General features: G+C 63.2%; 18 protein-coding genes. 12 read left to right on the forward strand and 6 right to left on the reverse strand.

Annotated features, from left to right (window positions below; translation table 11 throughout):
* The first annotated feature begins 41 nt into the window (after window positions 1–41).
* The 4 genes from GH663_RS02920 to GH663_RS02935 are packed head-to-tail and all read left to right on the forward strand — an operon-like array spanning window position 42 to window position 3,183.
* On the forward strand, window positions 42–818 hold the full coding sequence (locus GH663_RS02920) for an EAL domain-containing protein (protein ID WP_170291317.1): 777 nt from the start codon (window positions 42–44) through the stop codon (window positions 816–818).
* 18 nt (window positions 819–836) lie between these two features.
* Window positions 837–1,769: a cysteine synthase A gene (gene cysK, locus GH663_RS02925; RefSeq protein WP_153130205.1), complete on the forward strand. Its 933-nt coding sequence runs from the start codon at window positions 837–839 to the stop codon at window positions 1,767–1,769.
* Window positions 1,766–2,896, forward strand: coding sequence for a MalY/PatB family protein (locus GH663_RS02930; protein ID WP_153130206.1), 1,131 nt, complete (start codon window positions 1,766–1,768; stop codon window positions 2,894–2,896). The genes cysK and GH663_RS02930 overlap by 4 nt, the downstream gene beginning before the upstream one ends.
* Window positions 2,893–3,183 carry a hypothetical protein gene (locus GH663_RS02935; protein WP_153130207.1) on the forward strand — a complete coding sequence of 97 codons (291 nt, stop codon included), beginning with the start codon at window positions 2,893–2,895 and terminating at the stop codon, window positions 3,181–3,183. Before GH663_RS02930 ends, GH663_RS02935 begins: the two co-directional genes overlap by 4 nt.
* Here the strand turns inward: GH663_RS02935 and GH663_RS02940 are convergent.
* A complete protein-coding gene (locus GH663_RS02940) occupies window positions 3,164–3,745 on the reverse strand; it encodes a 5-formyltetrahydrofolate cyclo-ligase (RefSeq protein WP_153130208.1) in 582 nt (193 codons plus the stop codon). The genes GH663_RS02935 and GH663_RS02940 overlap by 20 nt on opposite strands.
* Window positions 3,746–3,759: 14 nt before the next feature.
* Between GH663_RS02940 and GH663_RS02945 the strand changes: the two genes are divergently transcribed.
* From GH663_RS02945 to GH663_RS02960, 4 genes are all read left to right on the forward strand, one after another.
* Window positions 3,760–5,691, forward strand: a complete 1,932-nt coding sequence (locus tag GH663_RS02945) for a lytic transglycosylase domain-containing protein (protein ID WP_153130209.1) — start codon at window positions 3,760–3,762, stop codon at window positions 5,689–5,691.
* 25 nt (window positions 5,692–5,716) lie between these two features.
* Window positions 5,717–7,798 carry a DUF1631 family protein gene (locus GH663_RS02950; protein ID WP_170291318.1) on the forward strand — a complete coding sequence of 694 codons (2,082 nt, stop codon included), beginning with the start codon at window positions 5,717–5,719 and terminating at the stop codon, window positions 7,796–7,798.
* 98 nt (window positions 7,799–7,896) lie between these two features.
* Window positions 7,897–8,859, forward strand: a complete 963-nt coding sequence (locus tag GH663_RS02955; RefSeq protein WP_153130211.1) for a complex I NDUFA9 subunit family protein — start codon at window positions 7,897–7,899, stop codon at window positions 8,857–8,859.
* A gap of 13 nt (window positions 8,860–8,872) precedes the next feature.
* Window positions 8,873–10,108 (forward strand): multifunctional CCA addition/repair protein, encoded by a 1,236-nt coding sequence (locus GH663_RS02960; RefSeq protein ID WP_153130212.1) that lies wholly within the window; start codon window positions 8,873–8,875, stop codon window positions 10,106–10,108.
* Here the strand turns inward: GH663_RS02960 and GH663_RS02965 are convergent.
* On the reverse strand, window positions 10,076–10,273 hold the full coding sequence (locus GH663_RS02965; RefSeq protein ID WP_153130213.1) for a DUF2905 domain-containing protein: 198 nt from the start codon (window positions 10,271–10,273) through the stop codon (window positions 10,076–10,078). The genes GH663_RS02960 and GH663_RS02965 overlap by 33 nt on opposite strands.
* A 60-nt stretch (window positions 10,274–10,333) precedes the next feature.
* Between GH663_RS02965 and GH663_RS02970 the strand changes: the two genes are divergently transcribed.
* The gene (locus tag GH663_RS02970) at window positions 10,334–11,140 is read left to right on the forward strand and encodes an alpha/beta hydrolase (protein WP_153130214.1); all 807 of its coding nucleotides are present in this window, start codon (window positions 10,334–10,336) and stop codon (window positions 11,138–11,140) included.
* On the opposite strand, the gene GH663_RS21405 is transcribed toward GH663_RS02970, so the two are convergent.
* The gene (locus GH663_RS21405; protein WP_343029821.1) at window positions 11,130–11,486 is read right to left on the reverse strand and encodes a YjfB family protein; all 357 of its coding nucleotides are present in this window, start codon (window positions 11,484–11,486) and stop codon (window positions 11,130–11,132) included. The genes GH663_RS02970 and GH663_RS21405 overlap by 11 nt on opposite strands.
* Between GH663_RS21405 and GH663_RS02980 the strand changes: the two genes are divergently transcribed.
* Complete coding sequence (locus GH663_RS02980; RefSeq protein ID WP_153130215.1) at window positions 11,386–12,345, forward strand: hypothetical protein; 960 nt, start codon at window positions 11,386–11,388, stop codon at window positions 12,343–12,345. The two genes, GH663_RS21405 and GH663_RS02980, sit on opposite strands and share 101 nt — an antisense overlap.
* Before the next feature lie 3 nt (window positions 12,346–12,348).
* On the opposite strand, the gene GH663_RS02985 is transcribed toward GH663_RS02980, so the two are convergent.
* A complete protein-coding gene (locus GH663_RS02985) occupies window positions 12,349–13,506 on the reverse strand; it encodes a class I SAM-dependent methyltransferase (protein WP_153130216.1) in 1,158 nt (385 codons plus the stop codon).
* Between the two features lie 188 nt (window positions 13,507–13,694).
* Here GH663_RS02985 and ttcA point away from each other — a divergent pair, with 188 nt between their 5' ends.
* Both ttcA and GH663_RS02995 read left to right on the forward strand, forming a co-directional pair.
* Window positions 13,695–14,558 (forward strand): tRNA 2-thiocytidine(32) synthetase TtcA, encoded by an 864-nt coding sequence (gene ttcA / locus GH663_RS02990; protein WP_153130217.1) that lies wholly within the window; start codon window positions 13,695–13,697, stop codon window positions 14,556–14,558.
* A gap of 56 nt (window positions 14,559–14,614) precedes the next feature.
* Window positions 14,615–15,502, forward strand: coding sequence for an adenylate/guanylate cyclase domain-containing protein (locus tag GH663_RS02995; protein WP_153130218.1), 888 nt, complete (start codon window positions 14,615–14,617; stop codon window positions 15,500–15,502).
* A gap of 51 nt (window positions 15,503–15,553) precedes the next feature.
* On the opposite strand, the gene GH663_RS03000 is transcribed toward GH663_RS02995, so the two are convergent.
* Window positions 15,554–15,814: a hypothetical protein gene (locus tag GH663_RS03000; RefSeq protein ID WP_153130219.1), complete on the reverse strand. Its 261-nt coding sequence runs from the start codon at window positions 15,812–15,814 to the stop codon at window positions 15,554–15,556.
* Window positions 15,815–15,865: 51 nt separating this feature from the next.
* Window positions 15,866–16,801: an HPr(Ser) kinase/phosphatase gene (gene hprK / locus GH663_RS03005; protein ID WP_153130220.1), complete on the reverse strand. Its 936-nt coding sequence runs from the start codon at window positions 16,799–16,801 to the stop codon at window positions 15,866–15,868.
* Window positions 16,802–16,806: the final 5 nt, after the last annotated feature.

Consider the following 16,806-nt stretch of genomic DNA (forward strand, 5'->3'; position numbering starts at 1 on the left):
GCAGGACCCGCCTTTTTCATCTGAAGCGCCAGGGGAAGATGATGCCGCTGGGCGACCTGATCCGTTATTTCAATACCGCCGACAGTTCCGGCGACAGCAGCCTCTACCCGGCAGGCGAACGGGCCGCGGCCTGGCACCGCGGCTTGCGCCTGGGATCGCTGTTCGAGCCGATCGTCGATCTGGCGCAGGAACGCATCGTTGGCCACCGGGCGACGCTGGCCGCCCGCCAGGAGGACGGCACGCCGGTCAGCGCCGAGGCCGCCTATGCTGCCTGCGAAAGCGCCGCAGCGATCATCCATTTCGACCGCCTGTGCCGCACCCTGCATGCCCTCAATTTCCTGGCCCAGCGCCGCTACGCCGGCGGCTACCTGCAACTGGCCATCCATCCGCGCCACCTGCTGGCCGTGCCGAACCAGCACGGACTGGTCTACGAGGCCATCCTGAAACGCTGCGGCCTGGCCCCGGAGGATATCGTGCTCGAGTTTGCCGCCGGCCAGCTCGGCAGCGACCCGCACCGGCTCGCCGCGCTCGGCAACTACCGCCGACGCGGCTACCGGCTGGCCCTGCGCCAGCCGGACTCGGCGACCGATCTGGTCGCCGTCGGCGAACTGCAGCCGGAGATCATCCAGCTCGCCAGCAGCGAATCCGCCAGTGGCCTGAGCGGCAATGCGCGCGAACTGGCCGGCATCGATACGGTGGCCGATCTGGCCCGGGCCAGGGCGGCCGCGATCGATCTCGGGCGGGGTGCGCTGTTCGGCGCGCCGCAAAGCGAGTGCAGACCTACCCACAGCAAGCACGGAGTCGCCTACAATTCCTGATCTTCATCAGGAGCCGCCATGAAAATCGCCAACAACGTTACCGAACTGGTCGGCAACACGCCGCTGGTCAAGCTCAACCGCGTCACCGAGGGCGCCGGCGCCACCGTCGTCGCCAAACTCGAATTCTTCAATCCCGGGCACAGCGTCAAGGATCGCATCGCGGTTGCCATGCTCGACGCCGCCCAGGCAGCCGGCAAGATCGGGCCGGATACCGTCGTGCTGGAGCCGACCTCCGGCAATACCGGCATCGGCCTGGCCATGGTCTGTGCAGCGCGCGGTATCAAGTGCGCCTTCACCATGCCGGAAACGATGAGCCGCGAGCGCAAGCTGCTGCTCAAGGCCTATGGCGCTGAACTGATCCTGACCCCGGGCCCGGACGGCATGGGCGGTGCGATCGCCAAGGCCAAAGCGCTGGCCGAGGCTGACCCGAAATACTTCATCCCGCAGCAGTTTGAAAATCCGGCCAATCCGGCCGTGCACCGCAGCACTACCGCCGAGGAGATCTGGCGCGACACCGATGGCCAGGTCGACATCTTCGTCGCCGGCGTCGGCACCGGCGGTACCGTAACCGGGGTTGGCGAAGTACTGAAGGCCCGCAAGCCGGGCGTCCAGATCGTCGCCGTCGAACCCGATGCCTCGCCGGTGCTGTCCGGCGGCGCCAAGGGGCCGCACCCGATCCAGGGCATCGGCGCCGGCTTTGTGCCGGGTGTGCTGAATACCCACATCTACGACGAAGTGATCCGCGTCAAGAACGACGATGCCTTCGCCATCGCTCGCCGCATGGCGACGGAAGAGGGCTTGCTGGTCGGCATTTCTTCCGGTGCCGCGACCTGGGCCGCGCTCGAACTGGCCAAGCGCCCGGAAAACGCCGGCAAGCTGATCGTCGTCGTCATTCCGTCGTTCGGCGAACGCTATCTGTCCACCGCCCTTTATCAGCACCTCGAAGTTTGAGCCGCTTCGACCAGCCGATCGACCGGCGCGATACCGACTCCATCAAATGGGGCAAGTACGCCGGTCGCGACATCCTGCCGCTGTGGGTGGCGGACATGGATTTCGCCGCGCCGCCGCCGGTCATCGCGGCCCTGCACCAGCGTATCGAGCAGGGGGTTTTTGGCTACGGCCACCCCTGGTCGTCGCTGGAAGAGTCAGTGCTCACTCACCTCAAAAGTGAGTACGACTGGGCGATTGAGCGCGATTGGATCGTCTGGCTGCCGGGCCTGGTCAGCGGCCTGAACATCGCCTGCCGGGCGGTCGACGGCGACGTGCTGACGGCGACGCCGATCTACCCGCCCTTTCTGTCGGCCCCGCGGCTGTCCGGCCGCCAGCTGAACCGGGTCGAACTGGCCAACGTCGACGGCTGCTGGCAATGGGACAAAATTGCCCTGCAGCAGGCATCGACCGCAGCCACCCGCCTGTTCCTGCTCTGCCACCCGCACAACCCGGTCGGCCGCTGCTGGAGCAGGGCGGAACTGCTCGACCTGGCGACGTTTGCCGCCGCCAACGAGCTGGTTGTCTGTTCCGACGAAATCCACTGCGGCCTGATTCTCGACGCTGACCAACGCCATATTCCCTTCGCCAGCCTGTCGCCGGATGCGGCCAAGCGCAGCATCACGCTGATGGCGCCGTCGAAGACCTTCAACATTCCCGGCCTCGGCTGCGCCTTCGCGGTCATTCCCGATCCCGGGCTGCGCCGCCGTTTCTTGCGCGCAATGGACGGCATCGTGCCGCACGCCAATGTGCTCGGCCTCGCCGCCTGCGAAGCCGCCTACCGCGACTGCACCGACTGGCACCGCGAGCTGATCGCCTACCTGATCGGCAACCGCGACCTGGTGAGGGCTGCGGTCGACACGGTCAGCAAGGTAAAAATGAACCACATCGAAGCGACCTACCTGGCCTGGATCGACGTACGCGGCCTCGGCCTCGCCCAACCGGCCGCCCACTTCGAAGCACACGGTCTCGGCCTTTCCGACGGCGCCGATTTCGGGGCGCCGGGCTGGTTGCGGCTGAATTTCGGCTGCCCGCGCCAGACTCTCGAGGCGGCCCTCGAACGTTTCCTCAAGGCCTGTCGCGCCGCATGAATTCTTTCAGCCTGAGCATCTGGTCCCTGATCGGCGCCATGCTCGCCCAATCCATCGTCAGCGGCCTGGCCATCGAACTCTTTCTGCGCAAGGAAGCAGCGGCCGGCCAGCGCCGCTCCTGGCTGGCCGTCGCCATCGGCTCAACCCTGTTGGCACTGCTCCACGGCTACACGCTGGAACTGGCCGTGCGCACCGGCCTCTACGACCTGCGGCAAGCGGTCCTCGCCGGACTGAGCGCCAGCCTCTTCGCGCTCGGCATCTACGGCATCAGGCGGCAGACAGCCTGAAGGCGCCGGCCTCGGTGACGATCCAGTCCAGCCGCTGATCATGGCTTTCCGGCCGGATGCTGGCCAGCCGGTTGATCTCGAAACCGACGCCGACCGCCAGCGGGCGAGGGGAGAGCGCCGCCAGCGTACGGTCGAAATAACCGCCGCCATACCCCAGGCGATAGCCGGCCGCATCGAAGCCGTTGAGCGGCAACAGAATCAGGTCTGGTATCACCCACTCACCGCTGACCGGGGTCGGAATGCCGTAACGATCCGGCGCCAGTGTCGTCCCGCTATCCCAAATACGGAAAGCCAGCGCCGTATTTTCGGCGACGACGACCGGCAAGGCGGCCTGCGCACCAGCGGCCGCCCAGTGCGCGACAATCGCCCGCACATCCGGCTCATGCTTGATCGGCCAGCAAAAGGCGGCAATCCGCGGCACCGCCAAGGCAACCTGCAAATGCTCGACGATACGCGCCGACAAGGCGGCATGCACCGCATCGTCGAGCGCCGCCCGACGCGCCACCATCTCGCGCCGCAACGCCCGTCGCCAGCCCGTGTTATCCTCGATCAGCTCAGTCATCCGCCCAATCTAGCATGAAGTTTCGCGTCATCATCCTCGGCCTCTCGCTCGCCTTTCCCGTCTTTGCTCAGGATGGTCGCGATGCGGCCTTCCTCGCCGCCCGCGACGCCTTCCGCACCGGCGACCGGAACAAGCTGGAACGCGCCACGGCGCAGCTCGGCAACCACGAACTGGCGCCTTACGCCGAGAACTACCGGCTACGCATGTGGATGGACCAGGGCGATTCGGCCAGCCTGCGCAGCTTCTTCGAACGCTACGAGAAAAGCTACGTCGCCGAGAAATTGCGAGCCGACTGGATCCGCTGGTTGGGCAAGCGTTCCACGTGGAACGAAATCGAGAGTGAATACCCGAAACTGCTCGCCCCGGAGCCGGAGATCACCTGCTACAACCAGCAGGCCCGTCTCGCCCGCGATGACAAGAGCGTGCTCGACGAAGCCGAGAAGCTCTGGCTGAGCCAGCTTGAACCGCCTGAAGCCTGCCGACCGGTCTTCGACAACCTGATCGCCAGCCAGCGACTGAGCGTTGACGATGTCTGGACGCGCGCCCGCCGTCAGATCGAGGCCAACCGCCCGAGTTGGGCCAAGACGACGCTGAACTACCTGCCGGACAGCCAGATGCCGGACAGCCGTGCCTTCGATGCCGCGCTCAACAATGCGATGGGCTATCTCGTCCGCCAGCCCGCCAACTGGCACACCAACCGAGCCGGCCGCGAACTGGCGATCATTGCCGTGCAGCGCATCGCCACCAATGACCCGAAGGCTGCGGTGGACGAGCTGGAAAAGCTGAAAAGCCGCCTGCAGGAATCCGAGAGACAGTGGGCCTGGAGTCAGATCGGCCTGCAGGCCGCCAAGAAGCACCTGTCGGAAGCCGTAAGCTGGTACGCCAATACCGGCAAGGCGCAGCTCTCCGACGAGGGTTACCAGTGGAAAGTGCGCGCCGCGCTGCGCGCTCAGGAATGGGGTGTTGTCCGCGACACCATCCTGGCCATGCCTGCCGAACTGGCCGGCAAGCCGGAATGGATCTACTGGCTCGGCCGGGCCCAGAAAGCCGGCGGCCGCACCACCGATGCCGATGCGCTGTTCGAAAAGATCGCCGGGCAGCCCAATTTCTACGGCAACCTGGCCGACGAGGAACTCGATCGCGTCGTCATGCCACCGGCCAAAGCCAAGGCGCCAACCAGTGAGGAACAAAAGGCAGCTCGTGACAATCCCGGCATCCGCCGCGCTCTGGCCTTCTTCCGCCTCGACATGCGAACCGAAGCAGTCAAGGAGTGGAACTGGGCACTGCGCGGCATGGAAGACCGCGAACTACTGGCCGCCGCCGACCTCGCCAAGCGCAACCAGATCTGGGACCGGGCCATCAACACCGCCGAACGGACCAAGTACGAGCACGACTACACCTTGCGCTACCTCGCCCCCTACGGCGAACATGTCCGCCCGGCCGCCCTCAACCAGTCGCTCGACGATGCCTGGGTGTACGGCCTGATGCGCCAGGAAAGCCGCTTCATCACCAGCGCCAAATCCAATGTCGGCGCCTCCGGCCTGATGCAGCTGATGCCGGCCACCGCCAAGTGGGTCGCCAAGAAGATCGGCCTGCGCGAATACAACCACAGCCAGGTCACCGACACCCAGACCAACGTCCTGCTCGGCACCAGCTACATGCGGCTGGTCATGGAAAACCTCGACAACCATCCGGTGCTCGCTTCGGCCGCCTACAACGCCGGCCCCGGCCGCGCCAAGAAATGGCGGGCTGACCGGCCACTGGAAGGGGCGATCTACGCCGAAACCATTCCGTTCAGCGAAACCCGCGATTACGTCAAGAAAGTCATGAGCAACGCCGTCTATTACTCGGCGTTGTTCAATGGCAAACCCGATTCCCTGAAAGCCCGCCTTGGCGTCATCGGCCCGCGTAGCACCGATGCCCCCAAGGATGCCGACCTGCCTTAGCCCCTTAGTCACACGCTCCCCTGTCATGGCCAACCCACCCGCTTCCAGCCCCGCCAGCCAACTCCCGGCTGACGACTTGCAGATCCTGCGCGACTGCCGGATGCTGTATCTGAAGCAGCTCGGCCAATTGCTCCAGGAAGCGGAGCCGGTCTCGGCCCGTGCGGTACAGGCCTTCCAGCAGACGGTCGGCGCCTATTTCGACGAAATGGTGTCAACCGGCCGGCGCAGCAGTTTTGAGGACGCCAAGGGGCTGACCGCTTCACGCATTTCTCTGGTCGGCGAGAGCGACCTCGAACTCGAAATCCGCCTCGGCGAATTCTCGGCTCACCTGATGGAACGAACCGGCGGCGACCTGTGGCGCGTCTATCTGCGCTTCGTGACCCTGCTCGACCGGCCCGATCTGAGTACCGCCGACAATCCGGTCGGCCCAAGGGGGATCGCCCTCGGCCTGACCGATCTGTGCAGCGAACTGGGCGAAGACCATGCCAAGACACTGGCGCGGATCGACCGGCTGGAAGACTACTTTGCCAAGAACCTGACGGTCCTTTACGCCTCGTTGAACGATTTCCTGGCCGGCAACAAGGTTGGCGCAGCTCAGGCGGCCATAGTGAGCGCCCCCGAGCCGGCGGGCGCCGGCGGGTCACCGGTCAACACGCCGAACCCGGCGGCACTGCTGCAAAGACAACTGCTCGGCCCGGCCGTCGAAACGGCACTGCCGGCCGCCGGCCCGGCGGCCAGCCTGTTTTCCCAAGCCATGCTGGAACGCCTGCTGGCCCGCCTCGATGAACTGGACAAGCCCGCTCGCCCAACCCCGGTCAGCGACTTCTCGCCAACGGCCACCAGTCCCTCGCTGGAAACATTGATTCCCGGCCTGTTCACCGCCGACCAAGCGCCGTCCGCCGCACCGCAAGCCCTGGACTCGAATCGGCTGGGCATTCCCAATGGCGCCCCCGAAGCAGCCACAATCGACGCCATCGCCCGCATCTTCGAAGCGATTTTCGCCTCGCCGACACTGCCCGACCCAATCAAGTCGGCCCTCGCCAGCCTGCAGATCCCGACCCTGAAGGCAGCCATGCTGGATGCCGCCTTCTTCACCACCGAAAACCACCCGGCCCGGCTGCTGCTCGACAAGATGGCCCGGGCCGCCCTTGGCCTGGCCCACGAAGTCTCCTCCCGGCATCCGCTGTGCGTCGATATCCAGGCCATCGCGAGCCGCGCCCGCGCCGAGTTCCGCAACGACAATCAGGTCTTCAACGCGCGGATCGGCGAATTGAACGCCCTGATCGCCGACCGCGACAAGGCCGCCGAACTGGCGGCCGAGGCCTATCTGCCACTGCTCTACCAGCTTGACCGGCGCAAGCAGGCCGAACGGCGCGCCCGCCAGGTCATCGACGGCTACCTGCGCCCGGAAGTCCCGGCCAGTATCGTCAGCTTCCTGCATCAGCACTGGCTCAAGGTCCTCGTCGTCAACTGGATGGAAGGCGGCGAACAAAGCACCGACTGGCAGGAAAGCCTGGCGCTGATCGCCAACCTGCTGTGGAGCATCGAGCCGAAAGCCGAGATCGATGACCGCAAACGACTGGCCAAGATGTTGCCGGCCTTGCTGCAACGCCTGAATGCCGGCATGGCGCGCATCGGTCTTCCGGAAGAAACCCAGGGCGCTTTCCTCGACACCTGCTTTGCGCTGCAAACCGCCGCCATGCGCGCCACCGGTGCGCCGCAGCCGGCCCCGGCCGAAGAGGCGCCCGCCGTGCCCCCCGCGGCAAAAGCCGGTGTCAGTGAACTGACGGCCGGCCATCTGCTGCTCAAGATCATCGACCTGAGCGGCACTCAAGTCGAGGCATCCCGGCCGCGCAGCGCCGTCCGTCCCGGCACCTGGCTCAGCCTCACCCTGAACGGCAAGCCGCCGATTTGCGGCCGGCTCTGCCAGATCAGTCCGGAGAGCGGCATGCTGCTGCTCGCCAACCCGGACTGGCAATTCGCCCTGGCCATCCACCCGAACATTCTTGAACAGATGCTCAAAGCCGGGCGCGCTCAGCTCAGCAGCAATGAGTCGCTGTTCAACTCGGCAGCCGAACAGGCTTTGCGGCGAACCGAAAGCGCCTGAGGGGCCAGACACCGCGCAGGCCGGCGCCGGCAAATGGCCCAAAGAGGCCGATTTGCCTTAAAATTCAAGTTTTTCGAATCAAGCTTCCGGGGTTCCACATGGACATCAAAAAGGTCTTGCTGCTGGGGGGTAGCGGTTTTCTCGGTACCTATATCGCCAATCGCCTCTCACAACGCGGCATTGAGGTCACCATCCCGACCCGTCGGCGCGAACGCACCAAGGCGCTGATCATTCAGCCGAATGTCGAGATGCCGGAAGCGAATATCCACTGCGAAGAAACCCTGGTCGCGCTGATGCAGGATCAGGATGCGGTGATCAATCTGGTCGGCATCCTGCACAGCCGTGACGTCAAGCTGCCCTACAGCAAGGACTTTGCCGAGGCGCACGTCGAACTGCCGAAGAAGATCATCGCCGCCTGCAAGGCCGCCGGCGTTCGCCGCCTGGTGCACATGAGCGCCCTGAATGCCGACCCCAAAGGCCCGTCCGAATACCTGTGCTCGAAGGGCGACGGCGAAGCCATCGTGCTCGCCGCCCGCAACGAACTTGATGTCACCGTCTTCCGTCCGTCGGTCATCTTCGGCCTCGGCGACTCCTTCCTGTCGATGTTCGCCAGCGTTCTGAAGAAACTGCCGTTCTTCCCCCTCGGCTTCGGTCATGCCCGCTTCCAGCCGGTCTGGGCGGCCGACGTGGCCGATGCCTTTGTCGACTGTCTGGGTGACGCCAGCACCTACGGTCAGGCCTATGACCTGGTCGGCCCCAAGGTTTACACGCTGCGCGAACTGGTTGATTACACCGCCCAGCTGACCGGCAGCAAAGCCACCATCGTGCCGCTTTCTGAAGGCTGGGCCTACCTGCAGGCTGGCCTGATGTGGCTGGCTCCGAAGCCGATGATGTCGCCGGACAACCTGCGCTCGATGCAGCGCGACAGCGTCTGCGAAGGCAACTGCAATCCGCCGGCCAACTGGCAGCCGACGGCGCTGGAAGCGATCGCCCCGACCTACATTGCGCTCAATACGCCGAAGGGCAAGCTCGACGGCTTCCGCTTCCGCGCCGGGCGTTAAGTCCGGCCCGACCGTGCAGATCTACATCGTCGGCGGCGCCGTCCGTGACGAACTGCTCGGTCGGCCCAGCGCCGACCACGATTACGTCGTCGTCGGCGCCACACCGGAAGCCATGCTGGCCAAGGGCTTTCGCCCGGTCGGCAAGGACTTCCCGGTGTTCCTGCACCCGAAAACGCACGAAGAATACGCATTGGCCCGGACCGAGCGCAAAACCGGCCGCGGCTACCATGGCTTCAGCTTTCATGCCGCACCGGAAGTCACGCTGGACGAGGATCTGGCCCGCCGCGACCTGACCATCAATGCGATGGCCAGAGCCGCCGACGGCAGCCTGGTCGACCCCTTCGGCGGTCAACAGGATCTGCAGGCCAAAATCCTCCGCCACGTCGGCCCAGCCTTTGCCGAAGACCCGGTACGCATCCTGCGTATCGCCCGCTTCGCCGCCCGTTTCCACGATTTTTCGATTGCCCCCGAAACCCAGGCCCTGATGTGTGCCATGGTCGCCAGTGGAGAAGTCGACCACCTGGTCGCCGAACGGGTCTGGCAGGAACTGGCCAAAGGCCTGATGGAGGTGCAGCCCTCGCGGATGTTCGGTGTGCTCCGCGACTGTGGCGCGCTGGCCCGCCTGCTGCCGGAAGTCGATGCGCTGTTCGGCGTGGCGCAGCGGGCCGACTACCATCCCGAAATCGATACCGGCATCCATACGATGCTGGTCATCGACCAGTCAGCCCTGCGCAATTTTGCGCTGCCGGTCCGCTTTGCCGCACTGACCCACGATCTCGGCAAGGCAACGACGCCGGCCGACATCCTGCCGCGCCACCTCGGCCACGAAGAACGCAGCGTCCAGTTGACCGAACAACTGTGCGCCCGCCTGCGCGTGCCGAATGACTGCCGCGACCTGGCGCTGCTGACGGCCCGCTATCACGGCAACATCCACCGTGCCGCCGAGTTGCGGGCCAGCACCATTGTTTCGCTGCTCGAGAAGACCGATGCCCTGCGTCGCCCGGAACGCTTCCAGCAGCTACTCGACGCCTGCCTGTGCGACTACACCGGCCGCCTCGGCTGGCATGATCGCAGCTATCACAGTCCTGCCCGGCTGCTCGCCGCACTGGCTGCGGTCAACGCGGTGGAAGCCGGCAAAATCGCCGCCGCCTGCGTCGACAAGGGCAGCATCCCGGAGCGCATTCATGCCGCCCGGGTCAGCGCCGTCAAGCAATGCCTAAATGAGCCTGGAGAGCAGCCAGAGCAGTAAGGAACAGAGGATGATCGTCGCGAACGGGAAGGCATAGAGCCGGCCACGAAAGCGGAAACTGACATCCCCCGGCAACTGGCCGAAACGAATGAAGCGCGCCAGATGTGGGCTGATGATGCCCAGCAGGAAGATCGCCACCACCAGCGTCAATATCCACTTCAACATTTTGCCTTGCACTGCAGGGTGAAAGTCGCATTTAATCATGCTTCACCCCAACGGATTGCCATGCTCAAAACTCAAATCATCGAAGGTCTCGAAGTCTTTTCGTGCCTGCCGACCAAAAAAACCAAACTTCCCCCGCTGCTTTTCATTCACGGCGCCTTCGCCGGCGGCTGGATGTGGACGGAAACCTTCATGCCCTTCCTGGCCGAAGCCGGCTATCCCTGCCATGCCCTGTCACTGCGCGGCCATGGCGGCAGCGACGGCATCGAGCATATCGACTGGCACTCGATCAATGATTACGTCGCCGACGTCGCAACGGTGGCCAACTGGCTGGGCGAGGCCCCGGTCCTGATCGGCCATTCGATGGGTGGTTTCATCGTTCAGAAATATCTTGAACATCACGACGTACCGGGTGCGGCCCTCATTTGCTCGGTCCCGCCCCAAGGCCTGATCGCGTCCCAGTTTCACCTGATGTTCCAGAAGCCGCAGCTCTTCATGGACATCAACCGGATCATGAGCGGCAACTATCCGGATACCGAAGTGCTCAGGGAGGCGCTGTTTGCCGGCGAAATCGACGAAACCATGCTCGCCGCCTGGCTGGACCGGATGCAACCCGAGTCGCACCGCGCGCTGTGGGACATGTCGATGTTCAACCTACCCAACCTGCCGGCCATGCACCGCCCGCCGATGCTGATTCTTGGTGCCGAACTGGATGTCCTGGTACCGGCTTTCCTGGTTCAGGCGACAGCCCATACCTACGGTCTGCCGGTTCATATATTCCGTCACATGGGGCACGCTGTGACCCACGAAAAAGAATGGCCGCTCGTCGCGGCCACGCTGCAAACCTGGTTAAACGGACTCAGGCCTTAACGTCTACGCTATTCCCCAGATTAGGGGGATTGTTCGGCTGTTGCGGCAAAGCCTGCAACAGCTGCATTGCGTTCTGTTCCTGCAGGGCCATTGCCTTTTTGAGCACCAAGGTACTCACTGCGTCACCGGTCTGAGCCTGTGACAAGGCGCTACTCAAACTTCCTACCGCTCCGACGTCCATATCGTCCTTGCTCCAAAGTGAAATCACTATTACTTTTAGTGTAGACACTATTTTTAACAAAGCAATGAGCAATCCTAAAGATTCGGATCCTTCCTCGGCCATCATCGATGCCATTCGCGCCAAGCGCGAGCGGAAGAGCGCTATCGCCGAGGATATTGCGGCCATCGAAGCCTCACTGCTCGCCGATATCGAAACCTTTGATCTAGATGCCGCTGAACAACGGGCGCGCAACGAGCAGCAAACCAGCACCGGGGCAGGGCTGGCCGACCCGAGCCTGGTCTTCCCGACGATCGCTCCAACAAAAACGACCACCAGCCCGGAACCGGATGGCGCAGGCGAGGCCGAAGAGAGTACCCAACTGTTCGACCCGCGCGGCAGTCTGCTCAGCCAGTTGCGTCAGCAGGCCGAACTCCGCCAGCGCGAACAGCATTCGGCCAAGGCCGAGCGCACGGCCAGCAACACGACCATCGATCGGGCCCTGAAACGCCTGTTTTTCTTCCTGCATGACTTTGTGCAGCAACTGAACATCCTCAAGCCGGCCATCCCGCGCACCTACCCGCTGGCCGACGAGCAAGTGCTCGGAGCGCTGGCCTGGCAGGAAGGCTTTGCTGATTACCGGACACAGTCGCAAGCGGCCGGGGCCCTCGTCGAACTAGTCAGTTGCACCTATCGTCTGGCTGGCGGCGAGAGCCTGTACATTCAACGCGACGGCCCGGTGGTCGAGCGTTTTCGCAGCCTGCTGTTCGACTACGGCTTGCGCTTCAACTGTAAGGAATCGAAGAACGAGCGCCGTTATACCGAACGCGCCGATTTCGAGATTCAGCCGGAAATCAGTGTCAACACCCGGTGGCGCGCCGACTTCGACAGGGGGCTGATCATCCTGGACGCCCGCAACCTGGAGCGTTTGGGCAGCATCAGCTATGCCATTCGTCCCCAGGCCCTCGACCAGGCCATGCTCGATGACTTCGGCCGCCTCATCCTCGGCCTGCCCAACCGGTTCCGGGAACAGGTCACGCGGCAATAAGCCTCACAGTCGGCGGCTTTGGTCACCGCTGGCAAAACCGCACAAGGCTTCGTCGATCCCCCGGCCAATGGCGATCACCTTGAACAACTCGCCCATTTCATGCGGCATCAGCAGTTTATTGACCGCGCCAGCGGCACGAATGTAATCCACGCTATCGTTCGGCAACTCGCCCAGCAAGTCGAGGATGCCGCAATTGAGCAGGAATTGCCCCTGGCTGGTGTAACCCAGCAGCTCCAGTCCGGCACCATGGGCCGCCGCAATAATGGCCGTAAAATCGACGTGCACCGTCAGATCCTGCAAACCGGGCAGGTAGAAGGGGTCGGGATGGGCGTGATGGCGGTAGTGGCACATCAAGGTACCGCGTGCCCGCTGCTGGTGATAAAACTCGCGGCGGGGGAAACCGTAGTCGATCAGCAGCAGCGCCCCGGCACTCAGGCGCCCCCCCCATTCCGCCGCCCAGGCCCGGGCCGCCAGGCTGATCTCGCTCTCGAAACCGGGTGGCAACTGGCATTGTTCACCGATCTGCTGCGCCGCGGCCAGGACGGCGCCGGTAGCCGGCCGCTCGCCCCAGACGAAGCTGCCAGCCGCATCCAGTTCGACGCCGCGCTCGAAGATGCCGTTTTCCCGCCAGGCGACAATTTCAGCCGGCATCGCATCGAGCAGTTCATTGCCGACCACCACGCCGGCAAAGGACTCGGGCAGCGCATCCAACCAGCGCAGTCGAGGCAGCAGGTGCGGCACTTCAGCGGCCAGCGTTTGCTGCTGACGCTGGCGCAGGTCGGCCGACAGATCAAGGATCAGGTATTGCTCGGGCAGGCAGGCCCGGCGCTCCAGTTCGAGCAGCAGGTCCGCCGCCAGGCGGCCGGAGCCGGCCCCCACCTCAAGGATGACCGGTGCCGAGGCGGCCATCACTTGCGCCACCTGGCGGGCCAGCGCCTGGCCAAAGAGTGCGCTCATGCCGGGTGCGGTGATGAAGTCGCCGGCTGCCCCGAATTTCCGCGCCCCCGCCGTGTAGTAGCCCAGCCCCGGGGCATAGAGTGCCAGCTCCATGTAGCGGGCAAACGGGATCCAGCCTCCATGCGCCACAATTTCCCGGCGAATGCATTCGAGCAGACGCTGGCTATGCGCCTGGGCGTCGGGCGAGGGGAGGGGCAGGTTCATAGTGGCTCCATAAAGACGGGATTTTAGCCGGCGGCCCGAGCCGGAATTAAGCTTTTGTTGTGGCAATTGCTGGCAAATTTGATTTGAGGGTGAAATATGACCGTCTTTCAAAACAACGTATCAGGTAAACTTGCCATTTTTATCGGTTCACCGCAGCAATCGACTCGCGGATACCAGCGACGGCCCAGATGACTCATTCAAACACCCTGCTTAAACTGCGCAAGAACCTCGAAAGCCGTACCGGCAAGGCGATTGGCGACTACAACATGATCGAGGATGGCGACACTATCCTGGTCTGCGTGTCCGGCGGTAAAGACTCCTATACCCTGCTCGCCATGCTGATGGCGCTGCAACAGCGGGCCCCCGTCAAATTCCGTCTGATTGCGATGAATCTCGATCAGAAACAGCCGGGTTTTCCGGCCGACATCCTGCCCAATTATTTCGCTTCGCTCGGCATCGAATACCGGATCATCGAAGCCGATACCTATTCGATCGTCAAGGACAAGATTCCCGAGGGCAAGACCACCTGTTCGCTATGCTCACGTCTGCGCCGCGGCATTATCTACAAGACGGCCAAGGAACTGGGCGCCAATAAAATTGCACTGGGCCATCATCGCGACGACATGGTCCATACCTTGTTTCTCAACCTGCTCTTTGGTGGCAAGATCAAGGCGATGCCGCCCAAGCTGGTCACCGACGATCATGCCCACATCGTCATCCGGCCGCTCGCCTATTGCGCCGAAAGCGATATCGCCAAATTTGCCCGCGGCATGGAATTCCCGATCATTCCGTGCAACCTCTGCGGCTCCCAGGAAAACCTGCAACGCCAGAAAATCCGCGAAATGATGGAAGACTGGGATCGCCGTTTCCCCGGCCGCACCGAGTCGGTCCTGACGGCGCTGCAAAGCGTCGTGCCCTCGCACCTGGCCGACCCCAAACTTTTCGATTTCCAGAACCTGACGCTGGACACCCCGGTCGAGGAGGGCGACATTGCCTTCGACAGCCCGGAAATGCCAATCAGCGGCACCTTTCCAATCAGCCTTTCGTCATAAGGCAATGAAGGCATAATCCGCTTATAATCCAGTATCTTACGAACGAATAGTCCGCAATGAGCAGCCAGCAACGCAAATTGGTCGTCATGTTTGCCGATGTCTCCGGTAGCGCCCGCCTTTTTGAGCGCTTGGGCGATACCGAAGCCATGCACGCGGTAGAACGCTGCCTGAAGCGGATGAACCGCTCCATCGAAGGCTACCGCGGCCGGACCGTGCAGGTGGTCGGCGACGAGTTGCTGGCCGCCTTTGAAACCGCGGAAGAAGCCTGCCAGGCCTCGATCGACATGCAACAGCGGATTGCCGACCTGCCACCGGTCTCCGGTTTGAAGCTGACCATCCGGATTGGCCTGCATGTCGGCACCCTGACCGAAGACAGTGATGGACAGTTGAGCGGCGAAGTCGTAACCACGGCGGCACGGATCGTCGGCGCGGCACGCCGCGACCAGATCCTGGCCAGCTCGCACCTTGTTGCTGAACTGCCCGCGAACACCACGATCAATTCCAGGCCGATGCCCAATCTCGGTACCATTCGGCAAAATGACGAACAGGTGGCCCTGCGGCTTGTCGAATGGACCAGTCAGAGCACCGTCGACCAGATCAGTTCGCTCAGCATCATGCCTGTTCCACGTCTATGTGTGCGCTACCGCGGCAAGGCCTATCTGCTCGACGACAAGACGCCGGTCCTGACGCTCGGCCGCGACCTCGGCAACAAGTTGCAGATCGAAGATCGCAAGGCCTCGCGGCTGCATGCCAGGATCGAGAAACGCAAGGACGGCTATTTTTTGGTCGACACCAGCACCAACGGCACCTTTGTCTGCCTGACCGGCAAGCAGGAAGTAATGGTGCGCCGCCATGAAATCCTGCTCGAAGGTAGCGGCAACATCTGTTTCGGTACCTCGCGCAACGATCCGGCAGCCGACGCGGCGGATTTCGAATACCTGTAAACGACGATAGGCCATCCGCAGATGGCCTATCGAGAACAGACTGCCTGATTGTTACTTGGCAGCAGCCTGGGCGTCAGCCACACACTTCTTCATGAAGCTGTTCTTGGCGGCGCCGGCCAGCTTCTTTTCCTTGGCTGTGGACTCACAGGCCATTGCTTCCGGGCCCTTGGCATCGGCTTCGCACTTCTTCATGAAACTGTTCTTGGCGGCGCCGGCCAGCTTCTTTTCGGCGGCACGGGCTGCACAGTCATCGGCGGCGTAAACCGAGGAAGCCGACATCACGACAGCAAGCAGGGCAATCAGCTTTTTCATCTTAAATCTCCCGAATCCGGTTGTAAGAATGTCCGGCAAACTATCGGTCAATCAGGCGTCATCGTCAAGCATCATGCGCTGCTGACGATCCATGAAATCCTGCATGCTGTCGATGCCGCGCAATTGCAGAATAGTATTGCGCACCGCGGCTTCGAGCAGAACCGCCAGGTTACGGCCAGCCGCTACCGGGATCAGTACCTTGCGCACCGGAACCCCGAGCACTTCCTGGGTTTGCGCATCGAGTGGCAGGCGCGGCGCATCACTGCCAGCGACCGTTTTTTGCAAATGGACGATCAGCTTCAGCTTCATCTTCCGGCGCGAGGCGGTTTCGCCAAAGATGGTCCGGATATTGAGCAGGCCCAACCCGCGGACCTCGAGAAAATCGCGCAACATACCGGGGCAACGACCTTCGATCGTCGTCGGCGCGATCCGCGCCATTTCAACGACATCGTCAGCCACCAGGCCATGGCCGCGGGAAATCAACTCAAGGGCCAATTCGGATTTGCCGACCCCGGAATCGCCGGTAATCAGCACGCCCATGCCCAGCACATCCATGAAGACACCGTGCAGATTGACGGTATCGGCCAGACGGGCCGACAGGTAAATCCGCAACAGGTCGATCACCGCCGAGCAGGGCTTGGGCGAGAAGATCAGCGGGGTATTGAAGTTCTTGCAGGCATCGACCAGGATTTCCGGGGGCGTCAGGCCATCGGCAACGATTACCGCCGGCGGCTGGGCGCCGAGCAGGTCCTGGAACATCTGGGCGAAGCGCCGTTCGCCGATCTTCGTCGCCCAGTCGTATTCCGCCTGGCCCATGACCTGCAGACGCTCCGGGTGGATGACGTTGATATGGCCGACGACATCGGCGCCGTAGTTATTCGACAGCTTGATCTCGATGCGGCGGTCCGACTGATGGCCAAGCACCCAGTTGAGCAGCAGCTTTTCGCGATTGTCCTCGTAAAGCTGGATGAGGCTGATATGGCGCACGAGCA

The sequence above is a fragment of the Dechloromonas hortensis genome, assembly GCF_009469765.1.
Classification (GTDB): Bacteria; Pseudomonadota; Gammaproteobacteria; order Burkholderiales; family Rhodocyclaceae; genus Azonexus; species Azonexus hortensis.